This is a genomic window from Bacillus infantis (assembly GCF_020171945.1).
Lineage (GTDB): Bacteria > Bacillota > Bacilli > Bacillales > Cytobacillaceae > Bacillus_AB > Bacillus_AB infantis_A.
On record NZ_JAIVAP010000001.1, the window covers coordinates 60,284 to 76,144 of the forward strand.

General features: G+C 44.5%; 19 protein-coding genes and 1 pseudogene. 19 read left to right on the plus strand and 1 reads right to left on the minus strand.

Going from position 1 to position 15,861, the window contains the following annotated elements; translation table 11 throughout:
* Positions 1 to 28 precede the first annotated feature (28 nt).
* The 19 genes and pseudogenes from LCM00_RS24815 to LCM00_RS00375 form a co-directional block, all read left to right on the plus strand.
* A pseudogene (locus tag LCM00_RS24815) lies at positions 29 to 421 on the plus strand (PAS domain-containing protein); the annotation flags it as partial.
* Between the two features lie 48 nt (positions 422 to 469).
* Positions 470 to 964, plus strand: coding sequence for a methyl-accepting chemotaxis protein (locus LCM00_RS24820; protein ID WP_263623246.1), 495 nt, complete (start codon positions 470 to 472; stop codon positions 962 to 964).
* A 223-nt stretch (positions 965 to 1,187) separates the two neighbouring features.
* Positions 1,188 to 1,844: a helix-turn-helix transcriptional regulator gene (locus tag LCM00_RS00300; protein WP_224896752.1), complete on the plus strand. Its 657-nt coding sequence runs from the start codon at positions 1,188 to 1,190 to the stop codon at positions 1,842 to 1,844.
* Positions 1,845 to 1,883: 39 nt separating this feature from the next.
* Positions 1,884 to 2,960, plus strand: a complete 1,077-nt coding sequence (locus LCM00_RS00305) for a PTS sugar transporter subunit IIC (RefSeq protein WP_224896753.1) — start codon at positions 1,884 to 1,886, stop codon at positions 2,958 to 2,960.
* Positions 2,957 to 3,616: an L-serine ammonia-lyase, iron-sulfur-dependent subunit beta gene (sdaAB, locus tag LCM00_RS00310; protein ID WP_224896754.1), complete on the plus strand. Its 660-nt coding sequence runs from the start codon at positions 2,957 to 2,959 to the stop codon at positions 3,614 to 3,616. The genes LCM00_RS00305 and sdaAB overlap by 4 nt, the downstream gene beginning before the upstream one ends.
* A gap of 26 nt (positions 3,617 to 3,642) precedes the next feature.
* Positions 3,643 to 4,515, plus strand: coding sequence for an L-serine ammonia-lyase, iron-sulfur-dependent, subunit alpha (sdaAA, locus tag LCM00_RS00315; RefSeq protein WP_224896755.1), 873 nt, complete (start codon positions 3,643 to 3,645; stop codon positions 4,513 to 4,515).
* 253 nt (positions 4,516 to 4,768) lie between these two features.
* Entirely contained in the window at positions 4,769 to 5,821 is a 1,053-nt protein-coding gene (locus tag LCM00_RS00320) for a hypothetical protein (protein ID WP_224896756.1), read from the plus strand.
* 13 nt (positions 5,822 to 5,834) lie between these two features.
* Complete coding sequence (locus tag LCM00_RS00325) at positions 5,835 to 6,551, plus strand: class I SAM-dependent methyltransferase (protein WP_224896757.1); 717 nt, start codon at positions 5,835 to 5,837, stop codon at positions 6,549 to 6,551.
* A gap of 10 nt (positions 6,552 to 6,561) precedes the next feature.
* On the plus strand, positions 6,562 to 7,452 hold the full coding sequence (locus LCM00_RS00330; protein ID WP_224896759.1) for a phosphotransferase family protein: 891 nt from the start codon (positions 6,562 to 6,564) through the stop codon (positions 7,450 to 7,452).
* Between the two features lie 109 nt (positions 7,453 to 7,561).
* The gene (locus tag LCM00_RS00335; protein WP_224896762.1) at positions 7,562 to 8,509 is read left to right on the plus strand and encodes a Gfo/Idh/MocA family protein; all 948 of its coding nucleotides are present in this window, start codon (positions 7,562 to 7,564) and stop codon (positions 8,507 to 8,509) included.
* Between the two features lie 23 nt (positions 8,510 to 8,532).
* Positions 8,533 to 8,661 carry a hypothetical protein gene (locus LCM00_RS24560; RefSeq protein ID WP_263623177.1) on the plus strand — a complete coding sequence of 43 codons (129 nt, stop codon included), beginning with the start codon at positions 8,533 to 8,535 and terminating at the stop codon, positions 8,659 to 8,661.
* A gap of 58 nt (positions 8,662 to 8,719) precedes the next feature.
* On the plus strand, positions 8,720 to 9,643 hold the full coding sequence (locus LCM00_RS00340) for an aminoglycoside phosphotransferase family protein (RefSeq protein ID WP_224896764.1): 924 nt from the start codon (positions 8,720 to 8,722) through the stop codon (positions 9,641 to 9,643).
* Positions 9,643 to 10,089, plus strand: a complete 447-nt coding sequence (locus LCM00_RS00345) for a GNAT family N-acetyltransferase (RefSeq protein WP_224896765.1) — start codon at positions 9,643 to 9,645, stop codon at positions 10,087 to 10,089. The genes LCM00_RS00340 and LCM00_RS00345 overlap by 1 nt, the downstream gene beginning before the upstream one ends.
* Positions 10,090 to 10,239: 150 nt before the next feature.
* Entirely contained in the window at positions 10,240 to 10,641 is a 402-nt protein-coding gene (locus tag LCM00_RS00350; protein WP_224896767.1) for a GNAT family N-acetyltransferase, read from the plus strand.
* A gap of 59 nt (positions 10,642 to 10,700) precedes the next feature.
* Positions 10,701 to 11,942 carry an MFS transporter gene (locus LCM00_RS00355; protein WP_224896769.1) on the plus strand — a complete coding sequence of 414 codons (1,242 nt, stop codon included), beginning with the start codon at positions 10,701 to 10,703 and terminating at the stop codon, positions 11,940 to 11,942.
* Between the two features lie 60 nt (positions 11,943 to 12,002).
* Entirely contained in the window at positions 12,003 to 12,482 is a 480-nt protein-coding gene (locus LCM00_RS00360) for an NUDIX hydrolase (protein ID WP_224896771.1), read from the plus strand.
* A gap of 16 nt (positions 12,483 to 12,498) precedes the next feature.
* A complete protein-coding gene (locus tag LCM00_RS00365; RefSeq protein ID WP_224896773.1) occupies positions 12,499 to 12,993 on the plus strand; it encodes an NUDIX hydrolase in 495 nt (164 codons plus the stop codon).
* A 62-nt stretch (positions 12,994 to 13,055) separates the two neighbouring features.
* Positions 13,056 to 13,424, plus strand: coding sequence for a hypothetical protein (locus LCM00_RS00370; protein WP_224896775.1), 369 nt, complete (start codon positions 13,056 to 13,058; stop codon positions 13,422 to 13,424).
* Positions 13,425 to 13,659: 235 nt separating this feature from the next.
* Positions 13,660 to 14,121: an SRPBCC family protein gene (locus tag LCM00_RS00375; RefSeq protein ID WP_224896777.1), complete on the plus strand. Its 462-nt coding sequence runs from the start codon at positions 13,660 to 13,662 to the stop codon at positions 14,119 to 14,121.
* Between the two features lie 770 nt (positions 14,122 to 14,891).
* On the opposite strand, the gene LCM00_RS00380 is transcribed toward LCM00_RS00375, so the two are convergent.
* Entirely contained in the window at positions 14,892 to 15,809 is a 918-nt protein-coding gene (locus LCM00_RS00380; protein ID WP_224896779.1) for a nuclease-related domain-containing protein, read from the minus strand.
* Positions 15,810 to 15,861: the final 52 nt, after the last annotated feature.

The window sequence follows — 15,861 nt, forward strand, 5'->3', positions numbered from 1 at the left end:
GCCTAAATATAAGGAGAAGAGGAAAAGCATGACATTGACTGTCCCAGCTAACAATATTCCAAGCACTTCACAGGTTCTGGATGAGCGAGCCATTTTGGCTGCCATTGAAAGATCACATGCGATGATTGAGTTCAGCCCGCAAGGCACTGTGCTATGGGCAAATCATAATTTTGCAAGTACCATGGAATATGATGTAAATGAAATGAAGGGCATGCATCACCGGAGATTTTGTACCGATGAATTTGCCAGCAGCCCCGCTTATTCTGTATTATGGAAAAACTTGAGGAGCGGCAAAAGCTTTCAGGAAAAAATCCAGCGGGTGACGAAGAGAGGAAACCTGATTTGGCTTGAAGCTACATATACCCCAGTGAGGGATGAAGAAGGAAATGTCATTGCCGTAGTAAAACTGGCTACAAATATAAATGAAAGAGAAAGCAATACGGTTGCGATTGCAAACGAACTGCAAAACATGGCAGGGGAGCTGCTGAACCGGGCCGAGCTCGGAATAACCAGAAGCGAAGAAGCTGCGGAAGCATCCGAGAAGCTTGCTGGAGATTCAAGAGAGAATCTGAAAATGCTGGATACTCTTAAAACTCAGGCACTGTCCATTGGCGACATTGTAAAAACAATCCGCGAAATAGCTGCCCAGACAAATCTTCTTGCATTAAATGCAGCTATCGAGGCAGCACGTGCCGGCGAGCATGGGAGAGGATTCAATGTTGTTGCCGGCGAGGTCAGAAAGCTTGCCACCAGGGTCCAGGAATCCATTGGTGAAGTGAACGCCCATATTGAAGGCATTTCAGGCGAGGTAAAAAATATCAGCGAAGCCACCAGGCAATCTAGGGACGGCATTGAAAAAAGCAGGCTGCTGAACGAACAGGCGATGGAGGAATTCAAGGGAATAGAGAGTGCAGCCCGATCGCTTGATAGCAGGGCAAAGGCTTTCAAGGACATTTTGAAGTAAGTGATTTAACGGAAAGAAGACCGGCTGCCTGCTGACAGGCAGCTGTTTTTAGCTGCCGAGAGTTTCTCGACAGCCTGAGAATCTCCATTGATGGAGATTCTTTTTCTTTTGAATGTTACAATTTTTTTGTAACGGTTAAAAAATTATTTTAACTTTATAGAATCTATGATATTATGAACCTGCGATAATTTGAAAGCGATTACATGAATTGAGGTGCAATGATGTGAAGGAGTCTGCTAAGCCTGTATTTGATTTAGCCTCGAGAACAGCAGACATGCTGGTTTCCATGTTCGGGAAGCGCTGTGAAGTAGCCGTCCATGATTTTTCGAGCCTGAAGAACTCGCTTGTGTATATAGCAGGCGACCTGACAGGCCGTCAGATCGGATCGCCTATTACAGATCTGGTGTTGAATGAATTGGCAAAGAAAAAAGATAAAGTTGATGACATCCCAAACTACCGCACACAGACAAAGAACGGGGCGATTTTAAAATCCTCTACCATTTTCCTGAGAGATGGGGAGAATCATGTGGTCGGCGCCCTTTGCATCAATTACGACATTAGTCTATTCATGCAATTTGGCGGGGAAATAGAAGATTTTATTTCTATCCATTCGGGCGAAACAAAAGAAGAGAATTTCTATTCATCTGTACAGGATGTAATCCATGGGATGGTAGAACAGGTGCTTAACGGGTTTAAGAAATCTCCCTCTATCATGCAGCTGGAAGAAAAAGTAGAATGCGTCCGGCAGCTTGAGGAAAAAGGGGCCTTTTTAATAAAAGGAGCAACAGATTATGTAGCGAATGTATTGGGAGTTTCAAAGTTCACGGTCTACAACTATCTGCAGAAAATCCGCACCGAAAGTGAATTTCAAAAGCAGTGAACAGCAGCAGGAATATGACAGCTTAGAGGAGTGTTTGCAATGGAAATCATAAAAGGAACGGTCTTATTATTAATTGTATTAGCCTTCTTTTCACTATTCAGCTTTAAAGCACCTAAAGGGATGAAAGCGATGGGGGCTCTTGCCAGTGCTGCAGTAGCTGCATTTCTGGTAGAAGCTTTTCAGCGATATGTTGGGGGCGATCTCCTCGGGATTGCTTTTCTGGGGGAAGTAGGGGATGCAGCAGGGAGCATGGGCGGAGTTGCAGCTGCAGCACTCGTGGCGCTTGCAATCGGCGTCTCTCCGGTGTATGCTTTAATGCTTGGGGTATCTTGTGCCGGGCTCGGACTATTGCCTGGATTTATTGCAGGATATCTGGTAGCGTTTATTGTGAAAAAGATAGAAGAAAAAGTGCCTGCGGGCTTTGACTTAATTGTGACCATCATTGTGGCGGCGCCTTTAGTTAGGCTGATTGCCGTATATCTAAAGCCTGTTGTAGATGCTACACTATTGAATATCGGCGGTATCATCACAGAAACAGCAAGCAGCAGCCCGATTCTTATGGGCATCATACTTGGAGGAGTCATTACTGTCGTGGCAACAGCACCATTAAGCTCCATGGCGCTTACAGCCATGCTGGGGCTGACCGGGGTTCCCATGGCCATCGGGGCACTTGCAGTGTTCGGCTCATCTTTCATGAACTATGTGCTGTTCAGCCGCTTAAAATTCGGTGACCGCAAGACAACGATTTCCGTAGCCATCGAGCCACTGACACAGGCACATATCATTTCAGCTAACCCAATTCCGGTGTATGTGACAAATTTCATTGGAGGCGCTGCTGCCGGCGTTATTGTTGCCTTGTCAGGCATGATCAATAATGCGACAGGAACAGCGACTCCAATTGCCGGCCTGGCTGTTATGTTTGGTTTTAATGACCCTGTAAAAGTGACAATCATTGCCCTATCATGTGCGGCTGCCGGAGCAGTCAGCGGCCTTGTTGGGTCAATCTTGTTTAAAAATTATAAAATAAGAACAGTAGCTGAACTAAAAGAAGAAAAAAACCAAAGTGTTCAGGAAGTTGCCAGAAAATCATCAATTATTGCGAGGGTTGCAAAATGAAATATAGATCTGCGTTTGATATTATTGGTCCGGTCATGATTGGTCCATCGAGCTCACATACTGCCGGTGCTGCACGCATCGGAAGAGTGGCAAGGACCCTTTTTGGAAATATGCCAAACAAAGCGGTCATTTCCCTGTATGGTTCGTTCGCCAAAACATATAAGGGGCATGGAACCGATGTGGCCATTGTAGGAGGCCTTCTCGACTTCGACACATTCGATGAAAGGATACCGCAGTCTTTGGGCCTGGCGGAGGAAGCCGGCCTTGACATTGAATTCAGGATAGAAGACACTGTCATGGACCATCCGAATACAGTATCCATTCACCTGACTGACGGAAAGCAGGAGCTGGACCTGACAGGCATCTCCATCGGCGGGGGCACCATAGAAATTACTGAATTGAACTCGTTCAAACTCAAGCTTTCTGGAAATCCTGCCATACTGGTCATCCATAATGACCAATTCGGCGCCATATCCGCTGTCACTCATGTACTGGCCATGCATCGGATCAATATCGGCCATATGGAAGTTTCCCGCAAGGAAAAGGGCCAAATGGCAATGATGGTCATTGAAGTGGACCAGCGCATCGATCTGGATGTGATCAGAGAATTGGAACAGCTTCCTAATATCACACAAATCATCAGAATGGCAGAATAGAAGATTAGGAGCCGGGAGGGAATACGATGTTATTTCGCAATGTAGCAGAATTAGTCGAACTTGCCGAAAGCAAGGGCGTGAAAATAGCTGAAATCATGATTCAGCAGGAAATAGAAGTATCAGGGCGGACACGCGAGGAAATCATAGCCCAGATGGACCGCAACCTGACAGTGATGGAAGAAGCGGTCGAACGCGGCCTGAAAGGCGTCAAATCGGTTTCCGGCCTTACAGGCGGAGACGCGGTACTCTTGCAGAATTATATCAAAAGCGGAAAAGCTTTATCCGGCAACCTGCTGCTTGATGCCGTCAGCAAGGCAGTTGCCACCAATGAAGTCAATGCCGCAATGGGCGTTATCTGCGCCACACCTACAGCAGGGTCGGCTGGTGTGGTGCCTGGCACACTGTTTGCAGTCAAAGAAAAGCTTAATCCGACAAGGCAGGAAATGATTGAATTCCTGTTCACCTCAGCAGCCTTTGGATTTGTTGTCGCCAACAATGCTTCCATTTCCGGAGCTGCCGGCGGGTGCCAGGCTGAAGTGGGCTCAGCGAGCGGAATGGCGGCCGCAGCCATTGTCGAGCTGGCGGGAGGGACTCCTTCCCAGGCTGCAGAGGCTATGGCCATCACCTTAAAGAATATGCTCGGCCTCGTCTGCGATCCTGTAGCAGGGCTGGTTGAAGTCCCTTGCGTAAAAAGGAATGCAATGGGTGCATCAAATGCCATGACGGCTGCAGATATGGCTCTTGCCGGCATCACCAGCCGGATACCATGCGACGAAGTCATCATTGCCATGTATAAAATTGGACTGACAATGCCATCTGCCCTGCGCGAAACTGCAGAAGGCGGGCTTGCCGCCACTCCAACCGGAAAGAGGCTGCAGGCTGAGATATTCGGAAAATAGAATGCTGGAGGATCCCCTGCTTTTACAAGCGGGGGATTTTTTATGCTTCCATCTTAAAAGGAGTTTCCAGACAATTAAAAATCAACCGGAGGGGGGGCAGATACCTCATAGAAACTTGCGAAAACTGCAGTGTTTGCTGCGAACAGATAAATTTTTCTGAAAAATCAAGATAAAAGGTACAGAATATGTTATTATGGAGTTACGTAATAACGTAAAATAGAAACTGCCAAACAAAGGAGGCTTTACTCCAAATATGCCATTCAAGGAAGATCTGAATGTTATTAAACGCCAGCTGGAGGTTCTTATCAAGCAAGCAGAAAAAATGGAAGCAGCCTCGCTGGACCAGCACAGTAAAGAAGAGAATCAGTTTACCACTATCTCCTATAGCGGCACAATTGCAGCCCGGGAAGGAAGGCGCAGTTGGAAACCCGCGTCTAAAACGATCGAAGAGGTGCTGGCGCCAGACAGCGGCAGCCTTGCGAATATACTTTCCTCACTTGGCCACATACAAAGGATAGAAATGATCAAGTCACTTATGCAGGAGCCGAAGAATGCAGCTGAATTGGTCAAGGAACTTGGGATGGGGACGACCGGACAGCTCTACCACCATATGAAGCCGCTGCTGCACGCCGGCATCATTGAACAGAAGGAACGGGGAGGCAGCTATTCAATTGCAGCAGATAAAATTCTCCCAATACTTCTCCAGCTTGCAGGGGCAGCAGAAATGTTTGAGAGCAGCCGCTATTTGGCACTGGAAGCACTGAGGGAAGAACCAGAAAAAGTGGACATGAAAACTGAAGGAGATTTTGATGCAAACATTTTGCTGTTTTCACTCATCCATCATGCAGTCCAGGAGCATGAAGCCGGCCATGCATCCAAAATAAATATATACCTGCATAGTGATGGAAGTGCGACTGTTTCAGATGATGGCCGCGGCATCCCGGTTTCCCTGCTGGAAGGAACCAGCTTGAGCAGGCTCCAGGACGTGCTGACAGATGTTGAGAAAAACTATCTGGAAGATTCATCGGATCAAAAAGCCGGTATTCCTGTTGCGGCAATAAACGCTTTTTCAGAAAAGCTGACAGTCCTGATTAAAAAGGATCATCGGATCTACAGGCAGGAATATCAGTATGGAAAAGCTCTTGCACAGGTGGTTCCCATAGGGGAAACGAATGAAACGGGAACGAGCATCAGCTTTCTGCCTGATAAGAAAGTGTTTAAGACCGGATTTCATTCTGCAAAGCTGGAGGAAAAAATAAAGGAATTGCAGGGACTATACCCCGATTTATCACTGTCTTTGCAATAAAGGAGGAAGAAAGATGGCTGGCTTAGAAACGATTAGAACCGCAGAAGATGTAATGATCATGCTGGATTTCCTGCTGAAAGAAGAGTCTTCATTTCAATGGGATCAATTTTACGAAAAAAGGGGAAATCATGTCCCATTTTTCAGGAATGTTCCTGATGAGAATCTGGCTGCTTATTTCAATAATGGGCAGGTGACAGCAGGCAGGGTGCTGGAACTCGGCTGCGGACCAGGCAGGAATGCCATTTACATGGCAGGAAAAGGGTGCACGGTGGATGCCGTAGATTCTTCTAAAGAAGCGCTGAATTGGGCAAGGGAGAGAGTGGTGGGAAATGATGCGGATATACGTTTCGTTGAAGCTGATATCTTCCAGCTGGACCAAAGCTTTGCCGGATACGATTTTATTTACGATTCAGGCTGCTTTCACCATATACCGCCGCACCGGAGAGCAGATTACTTTGCCATCCTGCGAGACAGGCTGAAGCCAAATGGCTTGTTTGCACTAACATGCTTTGAAGAAAACGGTGAGCTGGGCGGCTCGGCTCAATCAGATTGGGATGTTTATAGAGAACGCAGCATGAAGGGCGGCCTCGGCTTCACAGAGGAAAAGCTTCTGAAGTTATTCTGTGATTTAAGAGCGGTTGAAATCAGACCGATGAAAAAGAAGAACAGAGATGAAACAGAGTTCGGTGTTTCCGGTTTCCTGACAGCACTTTTTCAAAAGAAGGAATAGGGGATCTGCAATGGATGATAGAATAAAAGAATTATTAAAGAATGTACAGGAAGAATGCCAAGGAAGAATCAACATTTCAGATATTGAACCATTTGCCTTTGGGGTAGAAAATTGTGTGTTCAAGGGCTATTCCCCTGAATGGGGCCAGGTGGCCATCCGGACTCCCTGGTCCCGGCAGATTGACAGGGAAACGGATACCATCACAGATTCAAGGCTTGGGCTGCTGAAAGAACATGCTTTGACAGGCCACAGCAGAAGGCATGGCCTGCCGGTGCCGGCCATCTTTCATCTGCACCTTGGCGAAACAGCAGATTTTCTGGTTCAGCAATTTGTAGAGGGAGATCAGAGTTCCTCCATTGAAGAAATAGGAAGAATTGCAAAAGAGCTGCACAGCATTGAAGCTTTGCCGGAGACTGGCATCTCTGAGCAGGATGTGCACCAGTCATTGGCTGACAGGATTGCCATTAGGGCAAAAGCAGCTGAAAAGGTTCTGAATTGCCGTCTGCCGCTGCCTGATTCGGAAGATATTCAAGGGCTATTATCTTCGTACAAGCAGAAAAAGCGGCTGCTTCACATGGATCTGCGGCCGGAAAATCTTATTTTTCAAGAAGGAAAGGCGGCTGCCGTCATTGACTGGACAAATGCGCTGATTGGAGATCCGGTCCTGGAGCTTATGAGAATAAAAGATTATGGGCTTCTGACAGATGAATTTATCCTGGGATATGCAGGGGCGGAGTTGGAAATAGCAAGGGTTCCAGAGGCTGTTCAGTATCTTTATCAGTTTGATACAGCCGCGATGCTTGCCGTGTTATTTCATACCGAAAGCATCGATCCCGCACAGGGTGAAGCAGCTGGGATAAGAGTAAGGGAGCTTCATAGAAAAATAGTTAACTTGTTGTAGTTTATAATAATATTATGTAAACTAAACTAGATTATACATTCGAATCCCCATTTCCGCCCCAATAAGCTATAATAGAAATTGTCAAAAGATTAGAAATAGGAGTGTTAGCATGTCTAAAAACGTGGGAATCATTGGCCTGGGTGCCATCGGAGAGAGAGTGCTGAGAAATTTTCAATATAATGAAGGAACAAGGGTAGCAGCACTTTGCGATACGAATGAAACCCGGCTCGAGGCACTAAAAAGCGAACTGGGGGAAGTTTCCCTTTACAGCAACTATGAGGAACTTTTAAATAATGAAGAAATCGAACTGGTATACATAGCCGTGCCGCCAAAGTTCCACCATCAGATCGCTTTGGATGCGATCAAAAAAGGAAAACATATTCTTTGTGAAAAGCCGCTCGCCAATTCAATTGAGGAGGCAAGGGAAATGGCAGAGGCTGCAGAGGCAGCCGGCATCGTCAATGCAATCAATTTCCCAATGATGTACAGCAATGTGTTCCGTCTTTTTAAGGAAAAAGCAGAGGATGGGACGCTCGGTGAAATCAAACGGGTTGAGGTGAATCTGCATTTCACTGAATGGCCAAGAAAATGGCAGAAGAATAATTGGATCGCTGGCAGGGAGCAGGGCGGATTCATCCGCGAAGTCGGCCCGCACTATATCCAGATGATCATGGACGTTTTCGGCGATATAAAGGATGTCCGTTCCTTTGTCGACTATCCTGAGGACCCTGAATTATGCGAGACAGGATTTACGGCAGTGATGACAGCTGGAGATAACATTCCTGTCGTTTTCAACGGGGCCAGCGGGATTGGCCAGCAGGAAAAGATTTCTTTCAAGATTTTTGGAGAAAAAGGAACCATCGATCTGCTGAACTGGAGCCAGCTTGCTGAAAGCACGATTGACGCTGAAGCCGAAATGCTGCCGCTCGAGCGTGAAAATGACTTGGAACTTGTCAGCGAAATCTGCCACAGCATTGATGGGGGAAAAGCAAGGATCGTCAGCTTTAAACAAGGATACAAAGTGCAAGAGGTCCTTGAGCAGCTGCTGAATACATAATCAAAGGACTTGGGGGCAGGAAAATGGGTCTGCGTTTTACGGTATATGAAAATCCGCAGGAATTTCTGCAGAAAACAGAAGGGTTCCTGCTTAAACACCAGGAAATCGGCTATAAACCGGCAGCCGATTCTGTCATGCTGAAGTGGGTATAAATTGAAAAAGCAAGGCCAAATCATGATGATTTGGCCTTTTATCTTCGGAGGGGATAGGATGCTGGAATGGTTGGCAGAGGAAATACCGCTGCTGAAGAAAAGCACTGGTATTGTCATTATACAAAAAGGATTTTCACAAGATGAGAAGTATATAATTTCATTGAAGGATCAAAGCAAATTAGTCCTGAAGCTCTTTGATCTATCAGGACTAGCTTCAAAAAGGCAAGAGTTCGATATTTTAAAAAAAATGCAGGATTATCGCATCCTTTGCTCCCAGCCTATTGAGATGGGCGAGGCAGGAGGAAAAGGATACATGATCACCTCGTTTATCGAGGGTAAGGATGCGGAGGAAGAAATAAGGCGCCTCACTGAGCAGGATCAGTATGCAATAGGTGCAGCTGCCGGAAGACAATTGAGGAAAATGCATCAGCTTCACGCACCACGTGGCACTCCTTCCTGGTATAAAAGGAAAACAGAGAAGCACAGGAAGTATTTGGAGGCATATTCTTCATGCGGAGTAAAGATCAAGCATGATGATAAAATCATCCATTTTATTGAAGAAAATCTTCACAGGATGAAAAATCGTCCCAGCTTTTTTCAGCATGACGACTTTCACCCTGGTAATCTGATCATTCAAAATAACAGACTGGCAGGCATTATTGATTTTAACCGTTTTGACTGGGGAGATCCGATACATGAATTTCTGAAACTCGGCATCTTCAGCCGCAATGTGAGCATTCCTTTTTCCATCGGCCAAATAAAAGGCTACTTTGACCAGGAAGAACCAGGGGAGGAATTTTGGACTTTATATTCCGTTTATCTGGCGATGTGTGTGTTTTCCACTGTAATCTGGACACTGAAACACACCCCCGAAAACCTTGAGGGAATGATGGAAAAAGTGAATCTGTTTTTGGAGGACCATGAATATTTCTCAAGAATGAGTCCTAAGTGGTACGATTTGCAGCAGGGGGGAAAGCGGTAGTGGACGTAGTCTATCATATTTCTGATGAAATGCCAAAACAGGAAGTGCTGAACAAAATCCTTACATTACATGCTGCCATTTTCGGGGAAACGGATCAGCTGGAAAAAAAGATGGCGGATAAGCCTAAGCGTCTTGTTGCATCTGCGATTTATCAAGATCAGGTGATTGGGTATAAGGTTGGCTATGAAATGGAAGAAAACAAGTTCTACAGCTGGCTTGGCGGCGTGGATGCAAAGTACCGCGGGAAAGGAATTGCCTCCAGGCTGATGGAGATGCAGCATGAATATATCAAGGGGTGCGGGTATCGGGTAATCCAGACTAAAACAATGAACAAGTGGCGGCATATGCTGATTCTGAATATAAAGCACGGATTTGATGTACTGGAAACATATATAGATGAAAAAGGAAGGCATAAAATCATCCTCGAGAAAAAACTGCGGGACTAGCAAAAAAATAGATGGAAGAAAAAGGATTTTTGAGGTTTTTGTCGAAATATTCCTTATTATACTTATCGGAGGTATGCAGGTGTTTCTATTATTTTATTGAGGTCAAGGAAATCAACATAACCTAAATAAATGACAGGAGTTGAATTTCTTATGATCTATACATCTTCATTAAATGGCATCTCGTCTGACATGCTGACTGGTTTTTTCGTAGATTGGCCGAATCCTCCATCACCGGAGACTCATATGAAATTGCTGGAAAACAGCTTCAAGGTGATTCTCGCCATCGATGAAAAAAAGGGGCAGGCAGCCGGCTTCATCACTGCCATCAGTGATAATGTACTATCTGCGTATATTCCATTGCTCGAAGTCCTTCCAGAATATCAAAACCAAGGAATAGGAAAAGAGCTGGTAAATAGAATGCTGGAAGAACTGAATGGCCTCTATATGATCGATCTGCTTTGTGATGATTACCTGGCTCCATTCTATGAGAAGGCAGGAATGTCTAAAGCAGGCGGCATGGTAATCAGAAATTACGAAAAGCAATCAGGTTAAAATAGTTTAAGCACAGGGACTTTCTCTGTGCTTTTTTCCAGAAGGGCAAAGGAGCATATATGAAACAATTTTTATCATTTGATGAAAACATCCGAATTAGAATGCTATTAAAATTTTTCACCGTGCTGTTTCATACGATGGTTATGCCTTACACAGTTGTCTATTTTGCTGCGAAAATTGGCCCTTCTTTAACCACTGTGATGATTATCATCATTGGAATTATTAGTATCATAGGATACCTTTTAGGCGGACGTGCAGCTGACAGGTTCGGGCGGAAAAGAGTCATCATCACTAGTGAAATGATGGCCGGAATCGGCTTTGTGCTTGTGGGCTGTTTTGATTCGCTCCCTCACTTTTACGCCATCCCCATAGTTATTGCATTCAGCTTTATTTATTTCTTTGAAAGCGCATCAAATCCTGCTTATTCTGCCCTGATCATAGATGCGAGCAATGAAAAGGACAGAAAGATCATCTATACATATTTCATGTGGATTTCGAGTACCGCGTTTGCCGGCGGAAGCTTATTGGGAGGGTTCTTTTTCGAAAATCATTCGTCGATCCTGTTCTTTATAGTTGGACTTACTTCCATATTATCCGCTGTATTGACCTCGCTGCTGATAAAAGACATTCCTCTTAAAGCTGCTGATGCAATCACTGAGCTGCCAGCCGCACCGGCAAAGAAACTAAGTATTTTTGCCTCACAATTATTTCTTTTCTTATGCATAGGACAGCTGCTGATCAATATATTGAAAGAACAATTTCCCAATTATTTAAGCATCAGGATCGTGTCAAAATATCCTGTTGGTGATTTCGATGTTTCAGGATACAAGATGATCGGCTATCTGAATCTCGAAGAAACGATCATCATTACAACAGCAGCCGGCATCATTTTCAAGCTCACTAAACGGCTCTCGGAAAAAATATCCCTCTTGCTGGGCTTGCTGCTGTTTGTTCTCGGCTATGTCTGCCTAAGCTATTTCATACATCCAGTCTTCTTAATGCTGGGAATGCTATTCATTTCTGCCGGGGGGCTCATCTATCTGCCAACCCTGCAGGCCATCACCGCCAAATCGCTTCCTGCACATTCCAGAGGAAAGCATTTATCGATCCTTGGACTCGTAGGGGCGGCCGGTGGGATGATTTCCAGCTTATTCATCTGGGCAATGGAATTTATACCGGAGACAGGGATTACTTTTATATTTATTGGTATGGGGATTTTTTTGATGGGGGTTTATTGGAGGGTTTATTATTTTTCACAAGAAGCTTATGAGAATCAACTTAGGATGAGTAAGGTTGGCTAGCTTCCTGCGAAATTACTTAAGGTAAATTAAAAGCTAACATATTTTTCGGAGGTAATAGCTATGTCAGAAGTTCCAATAAGGTGTACAGGCATTGCTGCAATCTTGATTAACAAGCTCGAGAAGGAAAGCAAGGTATTACTTTTAAAAAGAGCCGGAACTGTGCTGCCGGATGCCTGGTGCTATATTGGCGGCAGCATAGAGGAAGGGGAAACCGCCTGGGATGCGCCATTACGAGAGATAAAAGAAGAAACAGGAATCTCGCTTCCATATCTTTATGTATCCAACCAATATGATCAGATTTATTCTGCGAAAGACAACTATATTTACATGGCGCCTGTTTTTGTTGGCTATGTCGAAGAGCATCAGGAAGTTATCTTAAATCATGAACATTCAGCTTATAGATGGATGTCTTTTGCGGAAGCAATTGAAACCGCCGCATTGCCGGGGAATGATGCGGTTTTGATGAGTGTGGAAAGACACTTTGCTAAAAAGAGTCCTTCTGACTTTTTACGTGCAGGCAAACTGGAGGAAGCTCGCTGATAAAAAGAGGGACTGTATGGAATATCATCCAAAAATGCACCGGGCTTTTGGAGTATATGGCTTCTTTTTCGAGAAAAACAGACTCCTGGTAATAAACAAAAAAGGCGGCTCATACACCAATCACTATGATCTGCCGGGAGGAAGCCTTGAGGATTCGGAAAGCCTGCCTAATGCTTTGAGGAGAGAGTTCCTTGAAGAAACGGGCATGAAGTTAGAAATCATCCGAAATATCGGCGTTATTGATTTCATACTTCCTTGGGACTGGAAGGAATATACCCATGTGCATCATATCTGTGTCTTTTATGAAGTTGAAGGCACCGGAGGGCTGACTCAGCCGATGCAGTTTGAAGGCCAGGATTCACTGGGTGCCCTATGGATTTCAGAACATGAAGCCACTTTTGATAACGCTTCACCTTTAGTGGTGAAAGCATTTGAATGGCTAAAGACTGAAAAGCTGGGTATTGATGCGGAGTGCTATGAACATTGGAAAGTGAAGGGCTTAATTTTATGAAAAATAAAACCGGGAGTAACCTCTCGAGTGGAAAAACGTCTAACCAGTAAGAGGTGAGATTTTTGAAAAAATGGCTCCTGATTATTTTGTCTGCCTTAGTCCTTTTGGCCGGCTGGGAATTGTGGCCTGAGAAGGTTAAGAAAGTGGAAGTGTATAAAATGCATGCATCAGCAGGTGAAAAGTCCATCACAATTTCAGACTACAAATCAGTCCAGATATTCAGAAATGCCTTCAGAAACGCTAAGAAACAATCAGGTATCGTTGATATGGCGGAGCCGGAGTACAAAGTAGCAATGGGGAATAAGATTTATTTTCTCTGGATTGATGAAGAGCATGGGACAATTATGAATATGGAAGATACACATAGAATCTATACGCTTTCCCGCTTGTCGGCTATTAAGATTGGGAGAGTGTTAAGCAGGCAGGAGTAAGCTCTTAATTTTTTGCTTAGTACAAACAGATATAGCTGCTTTTAGGTTAGTACATCCTGTATTAGATAAAGCTTTTAGAGACCATGCAAGTAATATCTATACAACTTATTAAGTAGAAGAGCTATCTAGTACTATAGAATATCCTAAACTGGAAAGGACAGTCCTCTTTGGATGGCTGTCCTTATTGTGTTGTTGAGTTAAAATAGTATTAATGAAAAAATGAGGAGTCTCCATTATGCCAACCATCAGACATTCACAATTCATCAAAGCACCAATTGAAGTTTGTTTTGATCTTGCCAGAAGCGTTGAAGTACATACACAAACAACATCAAGAACACAGGAAAGGGCAGTTGGGGGAGTGACCAGCGGATTGCTTGAAAAAGGCGATATGGTAACTTGGGAGGCCGTGCATTTCGGTATCAGGCAGAAGCTGACTGCCAAAGTGACCGTTATGGAAAAACCTTTTCGATTTGTCGACATCATGGTAAAAGGTGCTTTCAAGTCGTTTGTCCATACCCATGAATTTTTGGAGGAAGCTGAAGGAACGGTTATGATTGATACATTTAAATATGAATCGCCTATGGGACTGCTGGGAATTGCAGCTGATAAGCTGTTTTTGGAGCGATATATGCGGGAGTTTATAGTGTTTCGGGCTGAGGGGTTGAGAGAGTTGGCTGAGAAGGAGGGAGGGCAGTGATTAGAGAGGGAGCAGCTAGAACCACTATTCTGTGAAAAATCCAAAATAGTGGTTCCAGCCGAAGAAGCTAGAACCACTATTCTGCGAAAAACCAAAAATATTGGTTCCGGCCGGGGAAGCTAGAACCACTATTCTGCTAAAAAACCAAAATAGTGGTTCCAGCCGAAGAAGTTAGAACCGATATTCTGTGAAAAAGCCAAAATAGTGGTTCCAGCCGGAGAAGCTAGAACCACTATTTTGCGAAAAACCAAAAATAGTGGTTCCAGCCGGGGAAGCTAGAACCACTATATCGAGAAAAACCAAAAATAGTGGTTCCAGCCAGAGAAGCTAGAACCACTACTTTGCGAAAAACCAAAAATAGTGGTTCCAGCCAGAGAAGCTAGAACCACTATTCTGTGAAAAAGCCAAAATAGTGGTTCCAGCCGAAGAAGCTAGAACCACTATTCTGTGAAAAAACCAAAATAGTGGTTCCAGCCGAAGAAGCTAGAACCGCTATTCCGTGAAAAAGCCAAAATAGTGGTTCCAGCCGAAGAAGCTAGAACCACTATTCTGCTAAAAAACCAAAAATAGTGGTTCCAGCCGAAGAAGCTAGAACCACTATTCTGCGAAAAACCAAAAATAGTGGTTCCAGCCGGGGAAGCTAGAACCACTATTCTGTGAAAAAGCCAAAATAATGGTTCCAGCCGTGAAAACTAGAACCGCTATTTCATGAAAAGCCAATGATAGAGGCTCCAACCTTATTACCCATTGGCTACTGCCGCCCCGCTTTCTTAAGTTCGATCAACATAGTGGGTAGAAACATTATGCCCTTTCCGATCGTAGTGGCTGGAGAGTGCTTTTTTTACGGTCTTTTTGTTTTGAATAATCTCACACCATTCGTGTATTATGTTCGTGGTTATTTTTGCATCTGGAAAAAGCAGTTTATATTCCTTACTGGCTCTAATGATAGCATCCGTATAGTTTTCTATTCTCCCACAGGTTTTACATACTAGTGTTTTTTTATTGGCATGTTCATAAAACCTCCCGCACCCCCTACACCCAATCCCCTTCCTCAACCCCTCCCACCCATACTCTGGCACAGATGAAAAAGGTGATTTATCTAGATGAGCAGCGGCCAGTCTGTCTGCCAGTTTGGTGTGCACGGATGACAGTTTAAGTGATGTATCCTTCTTAATAGGAACAGCAAAGCGGTTGAGCTGCGGGTGGAATACGGCAGGGAGGTTGAGAGGGGCTTGATAAAGATGGAATTCCGGGTTGATGAAGATGAGGTGGGATTGGATTTTGGTTTTGCAGCCAAGTTCCTGGAGGAGCCGGCGGAACAGCTGCTCGTTTCTTTTAAGCTGCAATAGGGGATTTTTAATTTCTTTTCTGGAGGAGGTGAACCATTGGTCTCCTTCTGCTGCAAAGTCGCCTTCAAAGTTTTTTACTTCAAAGAGGTAAACGAACTGTGCGGTTATCAGCACTGAGTCTAGCTGAAATAGTGTATTATTCATTTCCAGCAGCAAATCGTTTAAGATTAAGCCTCCTTCTACAACTGATTCCAGCCATTCATCAAATAAGATCTCGCCCTGGTAGCCTTTCTCTAAATTAGAATAGTAAGTCTCATCTTTAGGTGACAAATCCATACGGGAATTCAATGCCCTGAACACACTCAGCTCGCGGGATTCTGTCCGTGTTTTTACAATCAATCATCATCACTCCTTTTGTCATATTTTAACATAGCCAAAAAGAACAGGCGCA